The sequence below is a fragment of the Leptolyngbya sp. Cla-17 genome (genome assembly GCF_016807185.1).
Lineage (GTDB): Bacteria > Cyanobacteriota > Cyanobacteriia > Leptolyngbyales > Leptolyngbyaceae > ULC077BIN1.
This window is the reverse complement of the sequence record NZ_JAEVYN010000002.1, coordinates 1,461,508-1,477,512: the sequence shown is the minus strand read 5'-3', so window position 1 is coordinate 1,477,512 and position 16,005 is coordinate 1,461,508. Positions and strand designations below refer to the sequence as shown.

Genomic DNA, 16,005 nt, shown 5'->3' with positions numbered 1-16,005 from the left:
TTTTCCGCACTCGACCCCATTTTAGGCAGTCGAGGAAAGCATCCCGTCTGGCTTGTTCCGCCTTTTGCTTTGCTTGTTCAGCGGCTTTACGATAACACTTCGCGATCGCGACTCTACCCAACCGCAATCGATCGCAACGTCCTTATTTCACTTCTTTACGTTGCTCTGAATCCTCACCCAAAATTTTCAAAATTTGAGCTTCGTCGTTGGCAGTCGTACAAGGATTACCGGATGTATTGAGCGATCGCGTTTCGGATGGGGTAGAAGATGCGATCGTGGTGGCTGGCTGGCAAGCATTCTGAGCTTGATCATCTACTCTTCGTTGAATAACTTGTCCTGTATCTCCGGTTTGCACTCTTGTTGCAGTGGCAGTGCTGCTTTGAGTGTTGGGAGTCTCAGAATTAGTAATATTGGTAGCATCAGGATTATTGATGACCGGATCAACTGGTTTAGGCACTGGATCGAAAACGCGGTTTTGAAAAGCCCCGTAAAGACTGGAATCTGTACCTTCTCCCGTAGCGACCCCTGCTGCTAGTCCGCTGGCGTTAGCAGGAAATTCATTGGTGCCGTAAATTAACGCTCGACTCGTATTGAATGTAAAAGCAAAATTATTGGTGACTGGATTGTAAGCCGATAACGGATAGGCTGAAGAAGGGATGAATTGAAGATTTTCGTCAAACACAGGTCCCATACGGAATGGTTGCTGACTACCACCCAAAATCGTGAATCGACTAACAAACCCATCAATGTTGTATGTGCGATCGACGAGCGTCTCTTTCTGATCGCCATAACGGATGACAATCGGCGATTTAAGCTGCCCTGCTGGAACATCCGAAGGTCTAGAGATTAAACTTAAAAGCAGGTTACCACCGAAAATACGAACGCCTGGAGAGGTAAGGGGAAAACCATCTGGGGTAGCGTTTAACAGTTGAGTACGGTCAAATCCTTGACCTACCAGATAATCAATTAGAGCTGGATCGTTGATGATGCCATCCCCGCCACCGAAACCCTCGGTGAGAGAACCAACCGCTCGAAAAGAGCCACCTGCGGTGATATCGATTCCCCCTGCCCCTGTATCGATCGTATTGAGTTGAATATCTCCTCCAGAAACTAAACGAACATAGCTGGAGTTGCCAAAACCATCAGTATCGATGTTTCCAACCACAATGTTTCCACCCGCGACTAGTTCTACGGGAGCCGGAACAGCGCTTATTGGTAAAAAAGTACGGCTAGTCGAAATATCCGTTGGTATGCCTGTAGTGTTTTGGGCAATAATATTGCCGCCTGCAGTTATGGTGATAGCACCCGGTGCAGAAGTTGAACCAATATTGCCTTGAATGATAATGTTGCCACCTGCATTTAGCGTAAGTGGGTAGGGTGTCAATCCTAGGTTGTCGATTGTGCTGGTAAAAGTGATGTCTCCAGTACCACCGTTTGTGCTGACAACAATGCTAGGCGAACTGGTGACTCGAACCGCACCGTCAAAAATAATATTTCCACGCGCAGTTGTTACGGAAGCGCCGAGATTAATTTCGGGTGCTGTGAAAGTCAAGATGCTGGGAATCAAATTGCCGCTAGCGTTAATCTCGGTATTAATATCAATGTTGGTGGTTGCCGCGATCGCCACATTGCCTGTACTTAACGCCTGCACAATGCGATCGGCTGAGATAAAAAATGTGCCGCCTGGATCGCTAGCTAGAATTTCACGATCGCCGTCTAATTGATTGTTGGCCGCTCCATTGGCTCCAGTCACAACGCTGGCTGGATCAAGCAACAACTGCCCTGCTACACCCGTTGGAGCTTGCACATTCACGCCGCCATCAAAAGTCAGGTTTTGTTTCCCAGACACTTCAACAAATCCACCATTGCCGGACTGTAAACCACCACGAGCGCTGATGGTGCCATAAAACTGCGTTGTGTCATCCGCCCAAACGATCGCCCGTCCCCCGTTTCCAGTTTGCACCGCATCAACTCGAATCACAGAATCAGGGCTGACGTAAGTATGTTGAGCATTGAGAACAGTGCCTTTGCCTTGATAATCGCCACCTATTAATACTGTGCCACCGCCGTTTGTGCCAGATGCATCAATCGTCGCACCAACCAACCCGACTTTTTGACCCAGTATCGCAACTGTGCCACCCGCCACACCAGCGGCATTCAGTTGATTGCCGGCGATCGCGGTTCCTGCTTGAGATGGAATTGCCGTATTGGAACTCGTCAGCCGGACAACGCCATTGGCATCAACCGAGACTCCTGTGGCGTTGCCTAAATTGCTGCCTGTGAGCAAAGCAGGCAAAGATAGTGGCGTAAGAGTCGTGGGGTTGAGGACGGCTTTTGTGGCTACAGGTAAATCTAAACTCAGTAGGCTGCCATCTTGAGTGACGCGAACGAGTTTTTCGCCCGGAACTGCCGCAATAGTGATTGTGCCGTCGGGAGCAGTGAGCGTTCCAGTGTTGATCACGGTGCCGCCCAATAGCGTCAAGCTTTGACCTGTTCCGACTGCCAGGTTACCAGCGTTAACAATCGCTCCGGGTTGCGTTCCTAGAAAGGCGAAACTGTTAGGTGTGCCCACCAGCGCAGCATAATCGTTGTTGCCAACGGCGTTAAACCAGTTGCCGCCAATACCAATGCCGTTCGCAGTGGTGGCGGTGAAAGAACCGGGCACATTTAGACTGGCGTTGGCACCAAACACAACGCCAGCAGGATTCATCAGGTATAGATTAGCGTTGCTGCCTGTGACCTGGATTTGTCCGTTGATGATGGATGCGTCGCCGCCTGTGACTCGTCCGAGAATGTTGGAGATCGCGGGGTTCGACAAAAAATTCGCAATTTGTCCGGCGTTGAGTCCGAACTGCTGCAAACTGTGGAATAGGTTAGAGCCTGCTTGAGTGCCACCCATGATGTTGAAGGTGTTGCCCGCCTGGTTCACCCCGGTGTTGGCGCCATCGGGGGCGCTGGTGATTTGTGCCAAAGCGGGAGTATGGCTAGCAGCCAGCAGAAGAGACGCGATCGCGGCAACATATTTCATATAAAACCAGGATGAGTGACGGACAGGTGAATTACAGGAAATTGGCTAGAGAAATTTCGGGAATGGTGCGATCAGTGGTTACGTGCGATCGCGTAAACCCATGCGATATTCAAACCCTGCTAACTAATTAAATCCCGTAAATACCCTTACTTTCTTAGGTATTACTAACTCTTGACAATTACCCTCAAAAGTTAATTGCAATCAACAAACCTAGAGTTGTGTAGCGACACTCACAAAGCGAAACTGTTGAAATGGGCGATCGCCCTGGTTTTCTAAGGAGCAATTCAGGAAGGTGTTACGTCTAGGTTTACAACAGACTGATACATCCACTCAATTGAAGGACGCAGCGTAAATGTTTGAGAGATTCATGTTTGGCTTCATGCTACTTACGTTGCCTGTAGCGATTTATCTTCAATGTTTTACCGAAAGTGTGTTTGTCTTGAATCCCTTAATCGATACCCAGTTACCTAAAGGATTTACCCAAGCCGGGTTTGACAGCATTCAAACTGGAATGACAAAAACCGAGGTTTTGAAGCGTATTCCGGCTCCAGCTCAGGGCTTAGAGACGAATAGCTGGGGCTATGGAAACGATGGTGCTGCTGCCTGGGGTGACTACGCCTGGTTTAGCTTCCAGGTTGACTTTGACAAAAGCGGCAAAGTTACTCAAACCTCTCAAATGAAATTTCACGATTAACACTATGCCAGTTTGAAATTGAAACGCGACATGGATATTTAGTCCACACTCACCCTCACTCTGCATCTTGAGCCAATATGCAGTATACTAAGCGTAGTCGTTACGAGTTTATTTAAAGTATGGCTACTGTAACCACTGAAAACTCAGCTATTGAAAACGTCGTGATTATTGGTTCGGGTCCCGCGGGCTATACGGCAGCGATTTATGCAGCGCGGGCAAACTTGAAGCCATTTATGTTTGAGGGATTTCAGGCGGGCGGCTTGCCCGGTGGACAACTCATGACTACGACGGAAGTAGAAAACTTCCCCGGCTTCCCTGAAGGAATTACGGGTCCGATGCTGATGACGCGGATGAAAGAGCAGGCGATTCGGTGGGGGGCCGAGTTGGTGACGGAAGATGTAACGGAGGTGGATTTTAGCCAACGTCCGTTCGTCATCAAATCAGAAAGTTGTGAACTTAAGGCACACAGCGTCATCATTGCCACAGGTGCAACGGCAAAGCGACTCGGATTAGCAGGAGAGCATCAATTTTGGAGTCGGGGCATTTCTGCCTGTGCGATTTGTGATGGGGCAACTCCGATTTTTCGAGCGGCTGAGCTTGCCGTCGTCGGTGGTGGCGATTCTGCTGCCGAAGAAGCTGTGTACCTGACCAAATACGGTTCCCATGTGCATCTGTTAGTGCGGAGCGAAAAGATGCGTGCCAGTAAAGCGATGCAGGATCGAGTGTTGCAAAACGATAAGATTACGGTGCATTGGAACACCGATATTTTGGATGTGTTTGGTGAAGCGGACCACATGAAAGGTGTGAAGCTAAGGGATAGAGGCACAGGAATAGAAAGTGAACTGCACGTCAAAGGTTTGTTCTACGCGATCGGTCATACGCCTAACACTGCTTTATTCAAAGGACAACTAGAGCTAGATGAGGTGGGGTACATCGCCACCCAGCAGGGTTCTGTCGAAACGAATATTGAAGGTGTGTATGCAGCGGGTGATGTACAGGATCACGAATATCGGCAGGCAATCACCGCAGCAGGAACCGGCTGTATGGCGGCAATGGTAGCAGAGCGTTACCTGTCGGCAAACAGTTTGGTGCAGGAGTTTCACCAAACCAAAGAGGCAGAAACTCGTCCCGCTGATGTGCCAACCAAGAAAACTGAGGATGAGCAATCCTCAGAGTTTAACCCCGATGCAACTCGTCACTCTGGCGGCTATGCGTTGCGGAAGCTATACCACGAGAGCGATCGCCCCATTTTGGTCTTTTACTCCTCGCCGCAATGCGGTCCTTGCCATACTCTCAAGCCCATGTTCAGTAAAGTGATTGATGAGTATGACGGCAAAGTTCACTACATCAATATTGACATTGAGCAAGATCCTGACATTGCCGAAGCTGCTGGAATTGTCGGTACCCCAACAATTCAGGTATTTAAGCACAAGGAAAAAGTGGGCGAGTTAAAAGGCGTGAAGCAGAAGAGCCAGTATCGCGAGGTGATTGAGGCAAATCTGTAGAGCGTAGAGGTTCGGGGGCAGGGATGAGCTTTCTGTCATCCCTACCTGACACCCGACACCTAGTTCCACCGGGGATGAATACGCGGATGAAGCAGGCGAGCGACTGGCTCACCATCTTTTAAGTGCTGCTGAACAATTTCGATCGCATCCTCTGGTTTGACTCGACAGTACCAAATGTTATCGGGCAACACGCGCACTGTTGCCCCCATATTGCACTGTCCTTGACATACACTTGCAATCACTTCCACATCAACAACTGGATTTTCTTGAAATGCCCGTAAAACCGACTCTGAGCCGTTCCGGATGCAGTTGATATGTAGACAAACAAACACTTGCGTCATGGGCTATCCCAACAATCATTTGCCAAAGCCTTTCCCCCGGTGCTCTGAAGAGGTACCGATGCAATGCTTGACTTGTGCCAACAGAGTGTCGTGATCTAAGCCCTGACCAATCAGCACCAACTGAGTTTTAGGTTCGCCTTTCCAATCGTCATCGTCCAGTGAAAACCGCTTGCCACTCAGGTGAAAGATGTGGCGTTTAGGGCTTTCTTGAAACCAAAGAATCCCTTTAGCTCGGAATACACTGGCGGGTAACTGATGATCTAAAAAGTGCTGAAACTTTTTGATGTCGAAGGGGCGATCGCTCTGAAATGACACTGATGTAAACCCGTCTTCTTCCAGATGGTTGGAGTGATGGGCGTGATCATGATGAGCATGGTCATGAAGGCATTCGTCATGATCGTGATCGCAATTAGAATGATCTGCGTGATCAGGTTCAGCATGGTCGTGTTGATGATCGTGATGATCATGAGCAGTTTCTAGTTTCGGTTCCTTAGCCGCTGGTTGCTCATTCTCAAAATACTGATCTGACTCAAATAAACCCACGCTGAGAATGGCAGGTAGCGGCACCTTTCCCTTCACCGAGCGCAAAATTCTTGCGCCTTCTTTCATTTCGCGCAAACGAGCTTCTAAATGGGTTAGCTTCTCTTCATCCACCAGATCCGCTTTATTTAGCAAGATAATATCACCGTAGGTGATCTGGCTAACCGCTGCCTGACTGTTAAACAAATCCAAGCTGAAATTTTCAGCATCCACCACGGTAATAATGGAATCTAACCGAGTCATGTCTCGCAGTTCGGTTCCCAAAAAAGTCATCGCTACAGGCAATGGGTCAGCCAATCCTGTGGTTTCTACCACAACATAATCAATGTTGTCTTGGCGTTCTAAAACCTTGTATACCGCCTGCACCAAATCATTGTTAATGGTGCAACAGATACAGCCATTACTCAACTCCACCATGTCATCGCCTGTGGCAACGACTAACTCATTGTCAATGCCAATTTCACCGAATTCATTAACCAATACAGCCGTTCTTACCCCTTGCTGATTGGTCAGAATGTGATTAAGCAGGGTCGTTTTGCCACTGCCCAAAAATCCAGTAATGATGGTAACAGGCAACCCAACTTTGGGCGCATTCATGACTGAAGTAGGAGTTGATGCAGATTGCATAGTATCAATAACCGAAAACGTCAGAAGATAACAAAGAGAAATAAGTAGTAAAGACTAACGATAGTGCTTTAGTCAAAATACTGCTTCCATTATTGCTGATCTTATTGTGGTCTGACGGTTCACAATTTATCTTTTGTCCTCACCTTAGCCCCTAGTTCCCTATGCAAATCGACTGGCAAATTGCCAAAACCTACGAAGACATTCTCTATCACAAAGCAGATGGGATTGCTAAAATCACCATCAACCGACCCCACAAGCGCAACGCCTTTCGCCCAAAAACGGTCGTGGAACTTTATGATGCATTTTGGAACGCCCGTGAAGATACTCGGATTGGGGTAGTTTTGTTTACCGGAGCCGGACCTCACACGGATGGTAAATATGCCTTCTGCTCTGGCGGCGACCAAAGTGTTCGGGGAGAAGCAGGGTACGTTGATGAAGCTGGAGTGCCCCGGCTGAATGTTTTGGATTTGCAGAAGCTAATCCGCTCTATGCCCAAAGTCATCATTGCGCTAGTGGCAGGATACGCGATCGGTGGCGGTCATGTGCTACACATTCTCTGTGACCTGACGATCGCGGCTGATAACGCCATCTTTGGGCAAACAGGCCCCAAAGTCGGCAGTTTTGATGGTGGCTTTGGGGCTAGCTATCTGGCGCGGCTTGTGGGACAAAAAAAAGCGAGAGAAATCTGGTATTTATGCCGTCAATACAATGCGGCTGAAGCGTTAGACATGGGCTTAATTAATTGCATTGTTCCCACAGAACAACTAGAAGCTGAAGGAATTCAGTGGGCGCAGGAAATTCTAGCCAAAAGTCCGATCGCCATTCGCTGCCTCAAATCGGCGTTTAATGCTGATTGCGATGGTCAAGCTGGATTACAGGAACTTGCAGGCAACGCTACTCTGCTCTATTACATGACTGAAGAAGGAGCCGAGGGTAAAAAGGCATTTTTAGAGAAGCGATCGCCCGACTTCCGTCAATATCCCTGGTTACCCTAAAACCAATTATCTTGAAAAGCTCACGCAGTTGGCTTCGCTCAAGCCATGAGCACGCCATTTTAATTTGAGAAGGCGACAACCAAACCCGTCGGCACCTCCCCATCCTAACAAGAGGTGTCGACGGCAGTAGGTGAATGTGTAGCACCATGATTTAAGGCATAACGGCCTTGAGAGTTTTAAGACTTCAGCCAAAAATGTCGATCGCACGCTCAGTCAAATTGCGCTTAGCTCAAATGAGGAGCAAAACCCCACCTTGATAGGATTTCAACGACCTACTCCTTATGCAAAGTGTTTAAATTCTAGTGGCCTCTAATGGCTAAACCCGACGGGATGATGTTGCACTGCTGAGCATCATCGGCACAGGTTGAGACACCTCTTGGCTAGGGGAGACCTTACGAAAAGCATTGGCTTCAACACTTCCTTGCACTTCTAAAGCTTTTTGTTGCCAGATTATAATATCTCCCAGTCCATTCCAGGGTAAAAGAAAAGGAGAATCCGATAGACTACAGGCATTCCACTGACTTTTGACAGAGACATTTAGCTTTTGGCACTGCCCTCCACGTCGTCCTTCAGGAAGGTAGTAACGACAGTTGCGACAGAGCGAGATTGACGATTCAGGAGAGTTCATAAAAGTTTTTTAAAGTGAGCAAGAAGTGATGATCCCCATTTTCAGCTAACGATTTTTTACTTTTCGAGCATCTTTTCACTTTGAATTCACAGCAGTAATGAACTTTGAGCGATTCAAGACAAAAAGAAATTTTTAGATTCTTTTCAGATTTGGAAGAACCGAATCTAAATTTGTATGTGTTTTTTGTAAATCTCTTGATTTACACCAAAAACCTACAGGGATCAAGAAAATGTAAAAGCGGTTTTTTGAAAGAACCTTATTAAAAATGAGTCTTTTTTTGGGGATCGGTATCTATAGAAGTATCTTATCCACCGACCATAAGAGAAAAAATCTCACTTTTGAAAGAGCTTAGAGATTGATTTTCGACTGCTTTTCGACTGCTAAGATAACCTTCGCGTTCGTTTAACCTTTGCGCTCATTATGCCACCCAATTACTAACGGCTAGTTAATATTGGCTCCTTGGAAAAATTTGTGCATGTTCTAACTCACTAGAACATGTGATTGTTGTCACTTTGCAAATTGATAAGCTGAGTCGAAGCTTGGCTACCAATGTTTTGCCGCGCAGAGTGAACAAACTTGCCAACGCTCTAGTTCACCTGCTGGAGTGGGTGAATGACATTGAGGACAGCGGGGAAGGTGTTTGGTTCGCGATCGCACGACCATCGACCAATTTTGGAACGCCAGTAGCGGAGTATCTGAGGGCGATGCAGCGGGGGTGGGATGCGGAATAGCCGCCCCTGGCAAACGACTAGGATGAGACTGCCATAGCTCTCTCTGATCCTGTTCACCGGGAAAGGTTGCTAAGGGAATCTCTGCCCACTGAGCTGTAGAAAAACGAATATCGGTCAGCGATCGCGGCAAAACTTGATTCAGCTTCTCCAAAATACGCTGGCGCTCAAACACAAGATTCTGTGCCCAAGCAGAACTAGAAGTTGCAACTTTAAGCACTCCTCGCTGAATTGAGGTTGGGCGAGTTTGTGCCGCAACGACGGCTCCAACCACCGTTTGCCAGTGCCCCAAAACCTGTTGAAACTGCTTCTGGTGTTGCTGCTTATACTGGTTTTCTAAAGAACCAAGGACATGGTTGAGCGAATGAAAAGCCATGATTTGCAAGATCTGCAATAAAAGATTAAAAAATGTAATTAAAAAAAGTGATCAATGTCAGATAAAGAAGTGTATAACTTTGGCTCAGGTTCAACTTAAATTTCAATTGATTAGAGATACTGTGCGAAATTTGGTTTTTACCTTGGAGAGCATCGGCATCTATACCTCGCCGTAAGTCAGCTAGATAGTATCGTATTCTCTTGATTTTGAAACACTGAACTTCGATTGGTTGTGGGGTGGATCGCTTGGGTGATTTGATGAGGAATTGGTTGGGAGTTTTGAAATGCGTCAGTCTTCTACAATAACGTCTTCTAAAGCTTATGCTCAATCGCTGCATCCACTGTTGCAGAGAGCTTTTGCATGTTCCGATATTCAGCTTGATGAAGAACTTTCTCGGTACCGACGGCAAAAAGCGCTTGGCAAAGCGACCTATTCTCCTCGCCCTGCGGCTTATCGAAAAGCGCCAAAAAGTCTTGACCTAATCTCAACTGCGCCAATCCCTGAATCCTCTCCATCTCAGCAAGTTACATCCAACGCTGAACTGACATTAGAGCGATCGCCGGCAACCGTTGGACTGAACTTGGCGATCGCGGCTGTGCCTGAGCAAGCCAACTTATCTATTTCAAACGACTCTGAATTGAAAGAACTGGCCGCCCAATATGCGGCACAGGTTGCCGATGGAGCAGAGTCAGCTTTGGATGAAGTTAGCCCAGACTACTATTTAGAGTCCTCTGAATTGTTGCGAAGTCTCGCCGCTGAGGAGGCAGAAGTTCAAGCCGAGCAAAGCTTTTTGCAAAGTTTGCTGACCCCGTTAGGCATGGGGTCTATGTTGTTGTTGCTGCTGTCTAGCGCGATGTTTGGCTTTTTAGTGATGAATCCAGCCAGCATCAGCCGTTTCTTTGATGGTAAAGAGATTCAAACAGTTGCCAATTCTCCAGGAGCCTCTACTTTCACTCCAAACAACTCTACTGCTGGCATGGCTAATGCGCCTCAACCCAATCTTGCCAGCCGTGAATTTCCCGATTTAAGCTTGCAAACATTAGGCTCTGTTGAAGTAGCGCCTACTGTAAGCATGGGCACTCCTCCATCGGGCAATGTAGGGAGTCCGGTCAAAGGTACTCAACCTGTAAACTTAGGGCTTTCTGGCAATTCAACTTCTACTAATGGGCTAACGCAATCTTCTGAGCCTGTGCCAATCAGCGCTGCAAATCTAAGAGTTGCAGAACCCCTTCCTGATGCTGCGTCTTCATTTTCTTCCTCTGCACCTATTTCAAGCTCAGCGCCATCGACTTCTAGAGTGTCGTTACCTAAACCCTCGGCTCCTATTCCTCGCTATAGACCCTCGGCTCAGCCTTACCGTTCTGCTCCAGCGCAAAGTTCTGCGCTGCCTGCTAAATCCTATGTTGCGCCGCCTGTCAGGTTTGAGCCTGTGAAGCCAGAACTTCCCACTGTTGCTCCTGCTCCAACGCCATCTCAACAGCCTGCTCCCGTAGGAGAGCTTGATTATAAGGTTGTAACTCCCTATAGCAGCGATCGCTCTTTAGATGAAGCACAGCAAAAAGTGCCCGATGCCTATTTGCAAAATTATCCGGCTGGAGCAAAAGTACAGCTTGGCTCTTTTGAAAATGAAGGTGCTGCTAAAGCTCGTGTTGAACAATTGCGTCAACAGGGAGTGCAAGCAGAAATTTATAAGCCAGAAGGGATAAAGCCTTAACCGAAAAGGTAGGGTAGTATGATTGACATGCTCTTTTACCTGTGGGAATGTCATGGGATTTTTTGACCGAATCTGGCGGGTGATTCGTGCCAACTTGAATGCGCTGATCAGTCAGGCAGAAGATCCTGAAAAGATCTTGGAACAGGTTGTGTTGGATATGCAGGATGACCTGATTCAACTGCGGCAAGCCGTAGCACAGGCGATCGCGACCCAGAAACGTACCGAGCGGCAATACTCCCAATCGAAAACCACAGCCGATGAGTGGTACAGGCGAGCGCAGCTTGCCCTGCAAAAAGGGGAAGAAGAGTTGGCAAGAGAAGCACTTGTACGCCGTAAATCCTATGAAGAAACCGCTACAGCAATGCAAGCTCAACTGACCCAGCAAGTTGGAGTGGTGGATCAGCTTAAGCAAAACATGAGAAAGCTGGAAAATAAAATTTCTGAAGCGAAAACAAAGAAAGATCTTTACATTGCTCGTGCCCGTTCTGCCAAAGCTACTCAGCAAATCAATGAAATGATGGGTAACGTGGGAACTGGTAGTGCCATGCAAGCGTTCGATCGCATGGAAGAGAAGGTGCTGCAACTGGAAGCCCAGTCGGAAGCCATCACTGAACTCAGCATGGACGATTTAGAACAGCGGTTTGAAAAACTCGGTCAAGCTGATGACATTGATGCAGAGCTAGAATCAATGAAATCGCAAGCTCTCTCTGGCACGAGTTCAACCGTTCAACTTCCAGCTAGTCAATCTGCCGACCCGGAACTAGAAAAACTCCGCCAGCAAATCCGCGAGGGTTAGACCATAAATCACTACAGCATGGTCATTTATTGGTCTGAAACAGATCAGCTTTACCTGTACATCTGCCAGAATTTCCGATCCAGCAATTTGTGATGCATGGCAGCACCTACGAAGAAGCTGCAAGAAATGGTCAAGAGATAATTGACAGCCTTGTAGAGTGGTACAAGTCACAAGGCGAACTCTTGCCCCAAGCCATCTTCGCCAAAGTTGCTTAGACTTACTGCTCCGATTCCCGTTCGTCCGCTTTCTCTTCAACTTCCTCAACAGGTCGGTTTTGCAATAAATAATCCGGCAACTCTGCTTCTTGCCAGTTCTTAGCGTGTATCACGCTATCCCATATGAGTCCCTCTGCACTGAGATAAAGCTGCTTTTGCTTAAATTTTGCTTCTTGCAGATCAGTCTCTAAAAACCAAGCTCCATGAAGCTTTGCGCCACCAAGTTGAGCCTTTTGCAGTTTCGCTCTTGTTAAATCTGCATCCTGCAAATCAGCTAACTCAAGACATGCATTTTGCAAGTTAGCTGCGAAGAAGCATACTCCTTTCAAGTTAGCGCCCACAAATTCAGCTTCTTGAAGATTAGCTCTTAAGAAACTTGCGCCTTCTAATTCAGTCTTTGTAAGCATTGCTCCTTGCAGATTAGAGTCGGAAAAATCTATACCTGACAATTGGGCATATTGAGGAAGTTGCACACTCCGCAAGTCAACTTTCGTTAAGTTCAAAGTATAAGGTTCCGCAGAATCTACAGCGGATTGCAGTCAGATAGAGGACAATGAAGGATTACAACGTTGGGTCAAAAATGAAGCCGTATTCCATAGACTTTCGAGAGAAGATTGTAAGTGCTATGGAGAAGGGTGATAGCTCGATCCGAAAAGTTGCTGCCCGCTTTGCTGTCAGCAAGAGTTGCGTCGAGAGATGGATGATTCAGAAGCGCACAGAAGGTCACGTCGTTCCCCATAAGCAGGGTGGTTCGGTGAGTCCTGTGATGGAGCACAAAGACCAGTTAGTGGCGATCTTCGAGAACCAGCGCGATGCGACCTTAGCGGAATATTGTGAGCTACTCTTTGATGAGACTGGGCTATGGGTTAGCCAAAGTACTATGTGCCGAACCTTTCAGAGACTCAATTTACCGCGCAAAAAAAAACGCTCCGCTCCAGCCAAGCCACCAGCGAACGAGTCCAACTCCTGAGACAGGAGTACTGGGCACAGGTGACGAGTATAGAACTCAAAGATTTAGTGTTTCTCGATGAGATGGGTGTTCTACTGGGACTCATGCGAACCCATGCCCGTGCTGCACCTGGGGAACGAGCGTATGACTTCAAACCTTTTTATCGGGGCAAGAAGGTGAGTGTCATGGGCGCGATTACCGTCTCAAAGGTGCTGGCTGTGATGACGATAGATCAGTCGATGGACGCGGTTGTCTTTGAGGTGTACGTCTCAAAGTGTCTTGTGCCTCAACTGTGGAAAGGGGCTGTCGTGGTCATGGATAACCTGCCTGCTCACAAGGTAAAAGCCATTGCACCTTTAATTGAGGCGGTTGGAGCGAAGGTTCTGTATCTGTCTCCTTACTCTCCCGAATTTAATCCGATTGAGCATTGGTGGTCACAGTTAAAGGCTTTCCTAAGACAGTTCTCGCCGACAACCTCGAAAAGGGTAGATACCCTCATTGCCACAGCGATGGATTTGATAGATCCTCAACATTTGCACAACTGGTTTGCACACTGCTGTTACTGTCCCTCTTAACACTGCAATCCGCCGTAGATAGGAATATTTGCGACGGGCAATGACAGTCATTACTGCTTGAATATCGGTTTTTAGAGATAAGCTCTCTTCGGTGTTTGTCATGTCAGTAAAAGCAGGTGACTTTTCGCGGACGTAGGCAGTCAAGGTTTCCATGACTTGCCAGTAGTAATCGTCTTCTGATTGGGCAATTTTTTCTAAGGCATAAATGCCGCCTAATTGGGCGTGGATACTTTCATTTGCCAAAAGTTCTACAGCTTTGCTGAAGCGTTCGGCGACTTGTCTGGCTTCAGTTGCTTCGACGTTTCGCTGTGTCAGAGCAATATTTCGCTGGGTTTCTTTCAGGTTTCGCCAAGCGACGTAAGCAGTAATCGCAACGAACAAACCAGCAATGCCTTGAATCATGCCTGTGCGGATGTTGTTTTCAGCAACGATGCGTTCTTTTTCCAGATCAGCCAGCTTTTCGGGGTTGGTGATGAGCTTCATCCGTTCTTGCAGAGGAGCAACTTGGAGTTTGGGGAGTTGCCAGAGAGCAATGAGGATGAGGGGAATACCGATGAGACTAGCCAGGAGAAGCGATCGCTTAGAAGGTTGAAGCATCTGGCTGAGGAGATGAATGTTTCTAATAGAAACAGGAGTACTAAAGCTTTTTCTGGAGGCTTACTCCAGCAGCCAGCCGAAAACTTCGCCTAGGGTTAGGGTTAAGCCAGCGGCAAAAGCGGGAACGGGCAGAACGGCGGTTGGATCTTCAAATGCTTCGACTTGTTGACCGGGGGAATAAATCAAAATTAGGCTTTCTTCTGGGTCAATTAGCCAGCCGAGTTGAGTGCCGTGTTCCAGACAGTACAGAATATTTAGAGTGACGCGAGTGGTGCGTTGGTCGGGCGAGAGGATTTCAATCGTCCAATCGGGAGGAATGGGAAAAACGTTGGCAACTCTGCCATCAGGTTCACGCGGAATTCTTTCTTGAAGAAACACTGTGACATCGGGCACGGTTGAACGACCACCAAAGGTGCAACGCAGTTCTGTGTATGCTCTAGCAAGCTTCTGTGATTTTAGAGTTGTATTGATAAAGCTACCGAGTTCTATTTGAATTGTGCTGTGGTGTCCTTGGGGTATTGGCTTTTGAATAATTTTGCCATTAATGTATTCGCTGGCAGGTTTGGTTACTGGCCGTTGTAGAAACTCTTCCAAAGACACGGTTTTTTCTGGGGTTTGAACCATGGTTCGCTCCAATAATGAGCATTCTTACTGGTTATGCTAGCTTGATCTATCTTAAAAAATTCTCTGTGAATGGGCGATCGCGGATTGACGTCCTACACTGGAGATTATGCTTCTTACAAAATTAAGGATTGGCAGTCATGGGATTGTTTGACCGTGTTAGCCGGGTAGTACGTGCAAATCTAAACGATGTCGTCAGTAAAGCTGAAGACCCCGAAAAGATTCTAGAGCAAACGATTATTGATATGCAGGAAGACCTGGTGCAAATGCGTCAGGCAGTAGCAAGCGCGATCGCAAGTCAAAAGCGTAGTCAGCAGCAACATAACCAGGCTCAGACCGAAGCAAACAACTGGCAGCAACGGGCACAGTTGGCAATTCAAAAGGGTGATGAAGGGTTGGCGCGGGAAGCTTTGGTTCGTAAAAAGACCAATTCTGAAACTGCTGCCTCGCTCAAAACCCAACTTGACCAGCAAAGTACGATGGTCGATACCTTAAAGCGTAATCTGATTGCGCTCGAAGGTAAGATTTCGGAAGCCAAAACTAAAAAAGACATGCTCAAAGCCCGGGCATCGGCGGCAAAAGCCAACGAGCAACTGCAAAACGTGGTGGGTCGTATGGGCACTGGTAGCGCCATGGGAGCCTTTGAGCGCATGGAAGAAAAAGTGCTGCAAATGGAGGCAAAGTCTCAAGCAGCAGCAGAATTGGCAGGAGCGGATTTGGAAAGTCAGTTTGCCCTGTTGGAATCAGGCGGCGATGTGGATGATGAACTGGCAGCCATGAAGGCCCAGCTATTAGGCGGTGCTCAAGACAAAGCCCAGCTTCCTTCTAGCGCTCCGGCAGACAAAGCGACTGCTCAGCAGGCGAGTAGCCCTGAGGTAGATGCCGAACTGGAAGCGTTGAAAACAAAGCTCGACCAACTTTAGGTTGTGAGGAGTTAGCTGAATAGTCTTTACTAGGCGATCGCTAACGGTCATCATCACAGTTATTTTCCTAGCCTTCTATATTGACTGTATTTGCCTTGAAGGTTCAAAACAAGTCAAAATACGGAGGCTTTGTTTTGAATACTATTTAGGAAA

At 47.5% G+C, this 16,005-nt stretch carries 15 protein-coding genes; 8 read left to right on the top strand and 7 right to left on the bottom strand.

Annotation, left to right across the window (positions count from 1 at the left end):
- Positions 1 to 142 precede the first annotated feature (142 nt).
- A complete protein-coding gene (locus JOY44_RS17960; protein ID WP_171574962.1) occupies positions 143 to 3,028 on the bottom strand; it encodes a filamentous hemagglutinin N-terminal domain-containing protein in 2,886 nt (961 codons plus the stop codon).
- A 379-nt stretch (positions 3,029 to 3,407) separates the two neighbouring features.
- Here JOY44_RS17960 and JOY44_RS17955 point away from each other — a divergent pair, with 379 nt between their 5' ends.
- Positions 3,408 to 3,722: a hypothetical protein gene (locus JOY44_RS17955; protein WP_203032049.1), complete on the top strand. Its 315-nt coding sequence runs from the start codon at positions 3,408 to 3,410 to the stop codon at positions 3,720 to 3,722.
- 119 nt (positions 3,723 to 3,841) lie between these two features.
- The gene (gene trxB / locus JOY44_RS17950; RefSeq protein WP_171574961.1) at positions 3,842 to 5,227 is read left to right on the top strand and encodes a thioredoxin-disulfide reductase; all 1,386 of its coding nucleotides are present in this window, start codon (positions 3,842 to 3,844) and stop codon (positions 5,225 to 5,227) included.
- A gap of 59 nt (positions 5,228 to 5,286) precedes the next feature.
- On the opposite strand, the gene JOY44_RS17945 is transcribed toward trxB, so the two are convergent.
- On the bottom strand, positions 5,287 to 5,568 hold the full coding sequence (locus JOY44_RS17945; protein ID WP_171574960.1) for a (2Fe-2S) ferredoxin domain-containing protein: 282 nt from the start codon (positions 5,566 to 5,568) through the stop codon (positions 5,287 to 5,289).
- Positions 5,569 to 5,583: 15 nt separating this feature from the next.
- A complete protein-coding gene (locus tag JOY44_RS17940; protein ID WP_171574959.1) occupies positions 5,584 to 6,735 on the bottom strand; it encodes a CobW family GTP-binding protein in 1,152 nt (383 codons plus the stop codon).
- A gap of 161 nt (positions 6,736 to 6,896) precedes the next feature.
- Between JOY44_RS17940 and menB the strand changes: the two genes are divergently transcribed.
- A complete protein-coding gene (gene menB / locus JOY44_RS17935) occupies positions 6,897 to 7,730 on the top strand; it encodes a 1,4-dihydroxy-2-naphthoyl-CoA synthase (protein WP_171574958.1) in 834 nt (277 codons plus the stop codon).
- Between the two features lie 316 nt (positions 7,731 to 8,046).
- On the opposite strand, the gene JOY44_RS17930 is transcribed toward menB, so the two are convergent.
- Positions 8,047 to 8,358 (bottom strand): hypothetical protein, encoded by a 312-nt coding sequence (locus JOY44_RS17930; protein WP_171574957.1) that lies wholly within the window; start codon positions 8,356 to 8,358, stop codon positions 8,047 to 8,049.
- Positions 8,359 to 8,901: 543 nt separating this feature from the next.
- Positions 8,902 to 9,462 (bottom strand): DUF721 domain-containing protein, encoded by a 561-nt coding sequence (locus JOY44_RS17925; RefSeq protein WP_171574956.1) that lies wholly within the window; start codon positions 9,460 to 9,462, stop codon positions 8,902 to 8,904.
- Positions 9,463 to 9,745: 283 nt separating this feature from the next.
- Here JOY44_RS17925 and JOY44_RS17920 point away from each other — a divergent pair, with 283 nt between their 5' ends.
- Both JOY44_RS17920 and JOY44_RS17915 read left to right on the top strand, forming a co-directional pair.
- A complete protein-coding gene (locus JOY44_RS17920) occupies positions 9,746 to 11,176 on the top strand; it encodes an SPOR domain-containing protein (RefSeq protein WP_171574955.1) in 1,431 nt (476 codons plus the stop codon).
- 52 nt (positions 11,177 to 11,228) lie between these two features.
- Positions 11,229 to 11,972 carry a PspA/IM30 family protein gene (locus tag JOY44_RS17915; protein WP_171574954.1) on the top strand — a complete coding sequence of 248 codons (744 nt, stop codon included), beginning with the start codon at positions 11,229 to 11,231 and terminating at the stop codon, positions 11,970 to 11,972.
- 217 nt (positions 11,973 to 12,189) lie between these two features.
- On the opposite strand, the gene JOY44_RS17910 is transcribed toward JOY44_RS17915, so the two are convergent.
- Complete coding sequence (locus tag JOY44_RS17910; protein WP_171574953.1) at positions 12,190 to 12,690, bottom strand: pentapeptide repeat-containing protein; 501 nt, start codon at positions 12,688 to 12,690, stop codon at positions 12,190 to 12,192.
- Positions 12,691 to 12,740: 50 nt separating this feature from the next.
- Here JOY44_RS17910 and JOY44_RS17905 point away from each other — a divergent pair, with 50 nt between their 5' ends.
- Positions 12,741 to 13,157: a helix-turn-helix domain-containing protein gene (locus tag JOY44_RS17905; RefSeq protein WP_171571820.1), complete on the top strand. Its 417-nt coding sequence runs from the start codon at positions 12,741 to 12,743 to the stop codon at positions 13,155 to 13,157.
- Positions 13,070 to 13,711: an IS630 family transposase gene (locus JOY44_RS17900; RefSeq protein ID WP_171571819.1), complete on the top strand. Its 642-nt coding sequence runs from the start codon at positions 13,070 to 13,072 to the stop codon at positions 13,709 to 13,711. The genes JOY44_RS17905 and JOY44_RS17900 overlap by 88 nt, the downstream gene beginning before the upstream one ends.
- A gap of 657 nt (positions 13,712 to 14,368) precedes the next feature.
- On the opposite strand, the gene JOY44_RS17895 is transcribed toward JOY44_RS17900, so the two are convergent.
- Positions 14,369 to 14,932 carry a Uma2 family endonuclease gene (locus JOY44_RS17895; RefSeq protein ID WP_171574952.1) on the bottom strand — a complete coding sequence of 188 codons (564 nt, stop codon included), beginning with the start codon at positions 14,930 to 14,932 and terminating at the stop codon, positions 14,369 to 14,371.
- 137 nt (positions 14,933 to 15,069) lie between these two features.
- Between JOY44_RS17895 and JOY44_RS17890 the strand changes: the two genes are divergently transcribed.
- Complete coding sequence (locus JOY44_RS17890; RefSeq protein ID WP_171574951.1) at positions 15,070 to 15,852, top strand: PspA/IM30 family protein; 783 nt, start codon at positions 15,070 to 15,072, stop codon at positions 15,850 to 15,852.
- The last annotated feature ends 153 nt before the right edge of the window (positions 15,853 to 16,005 follow it).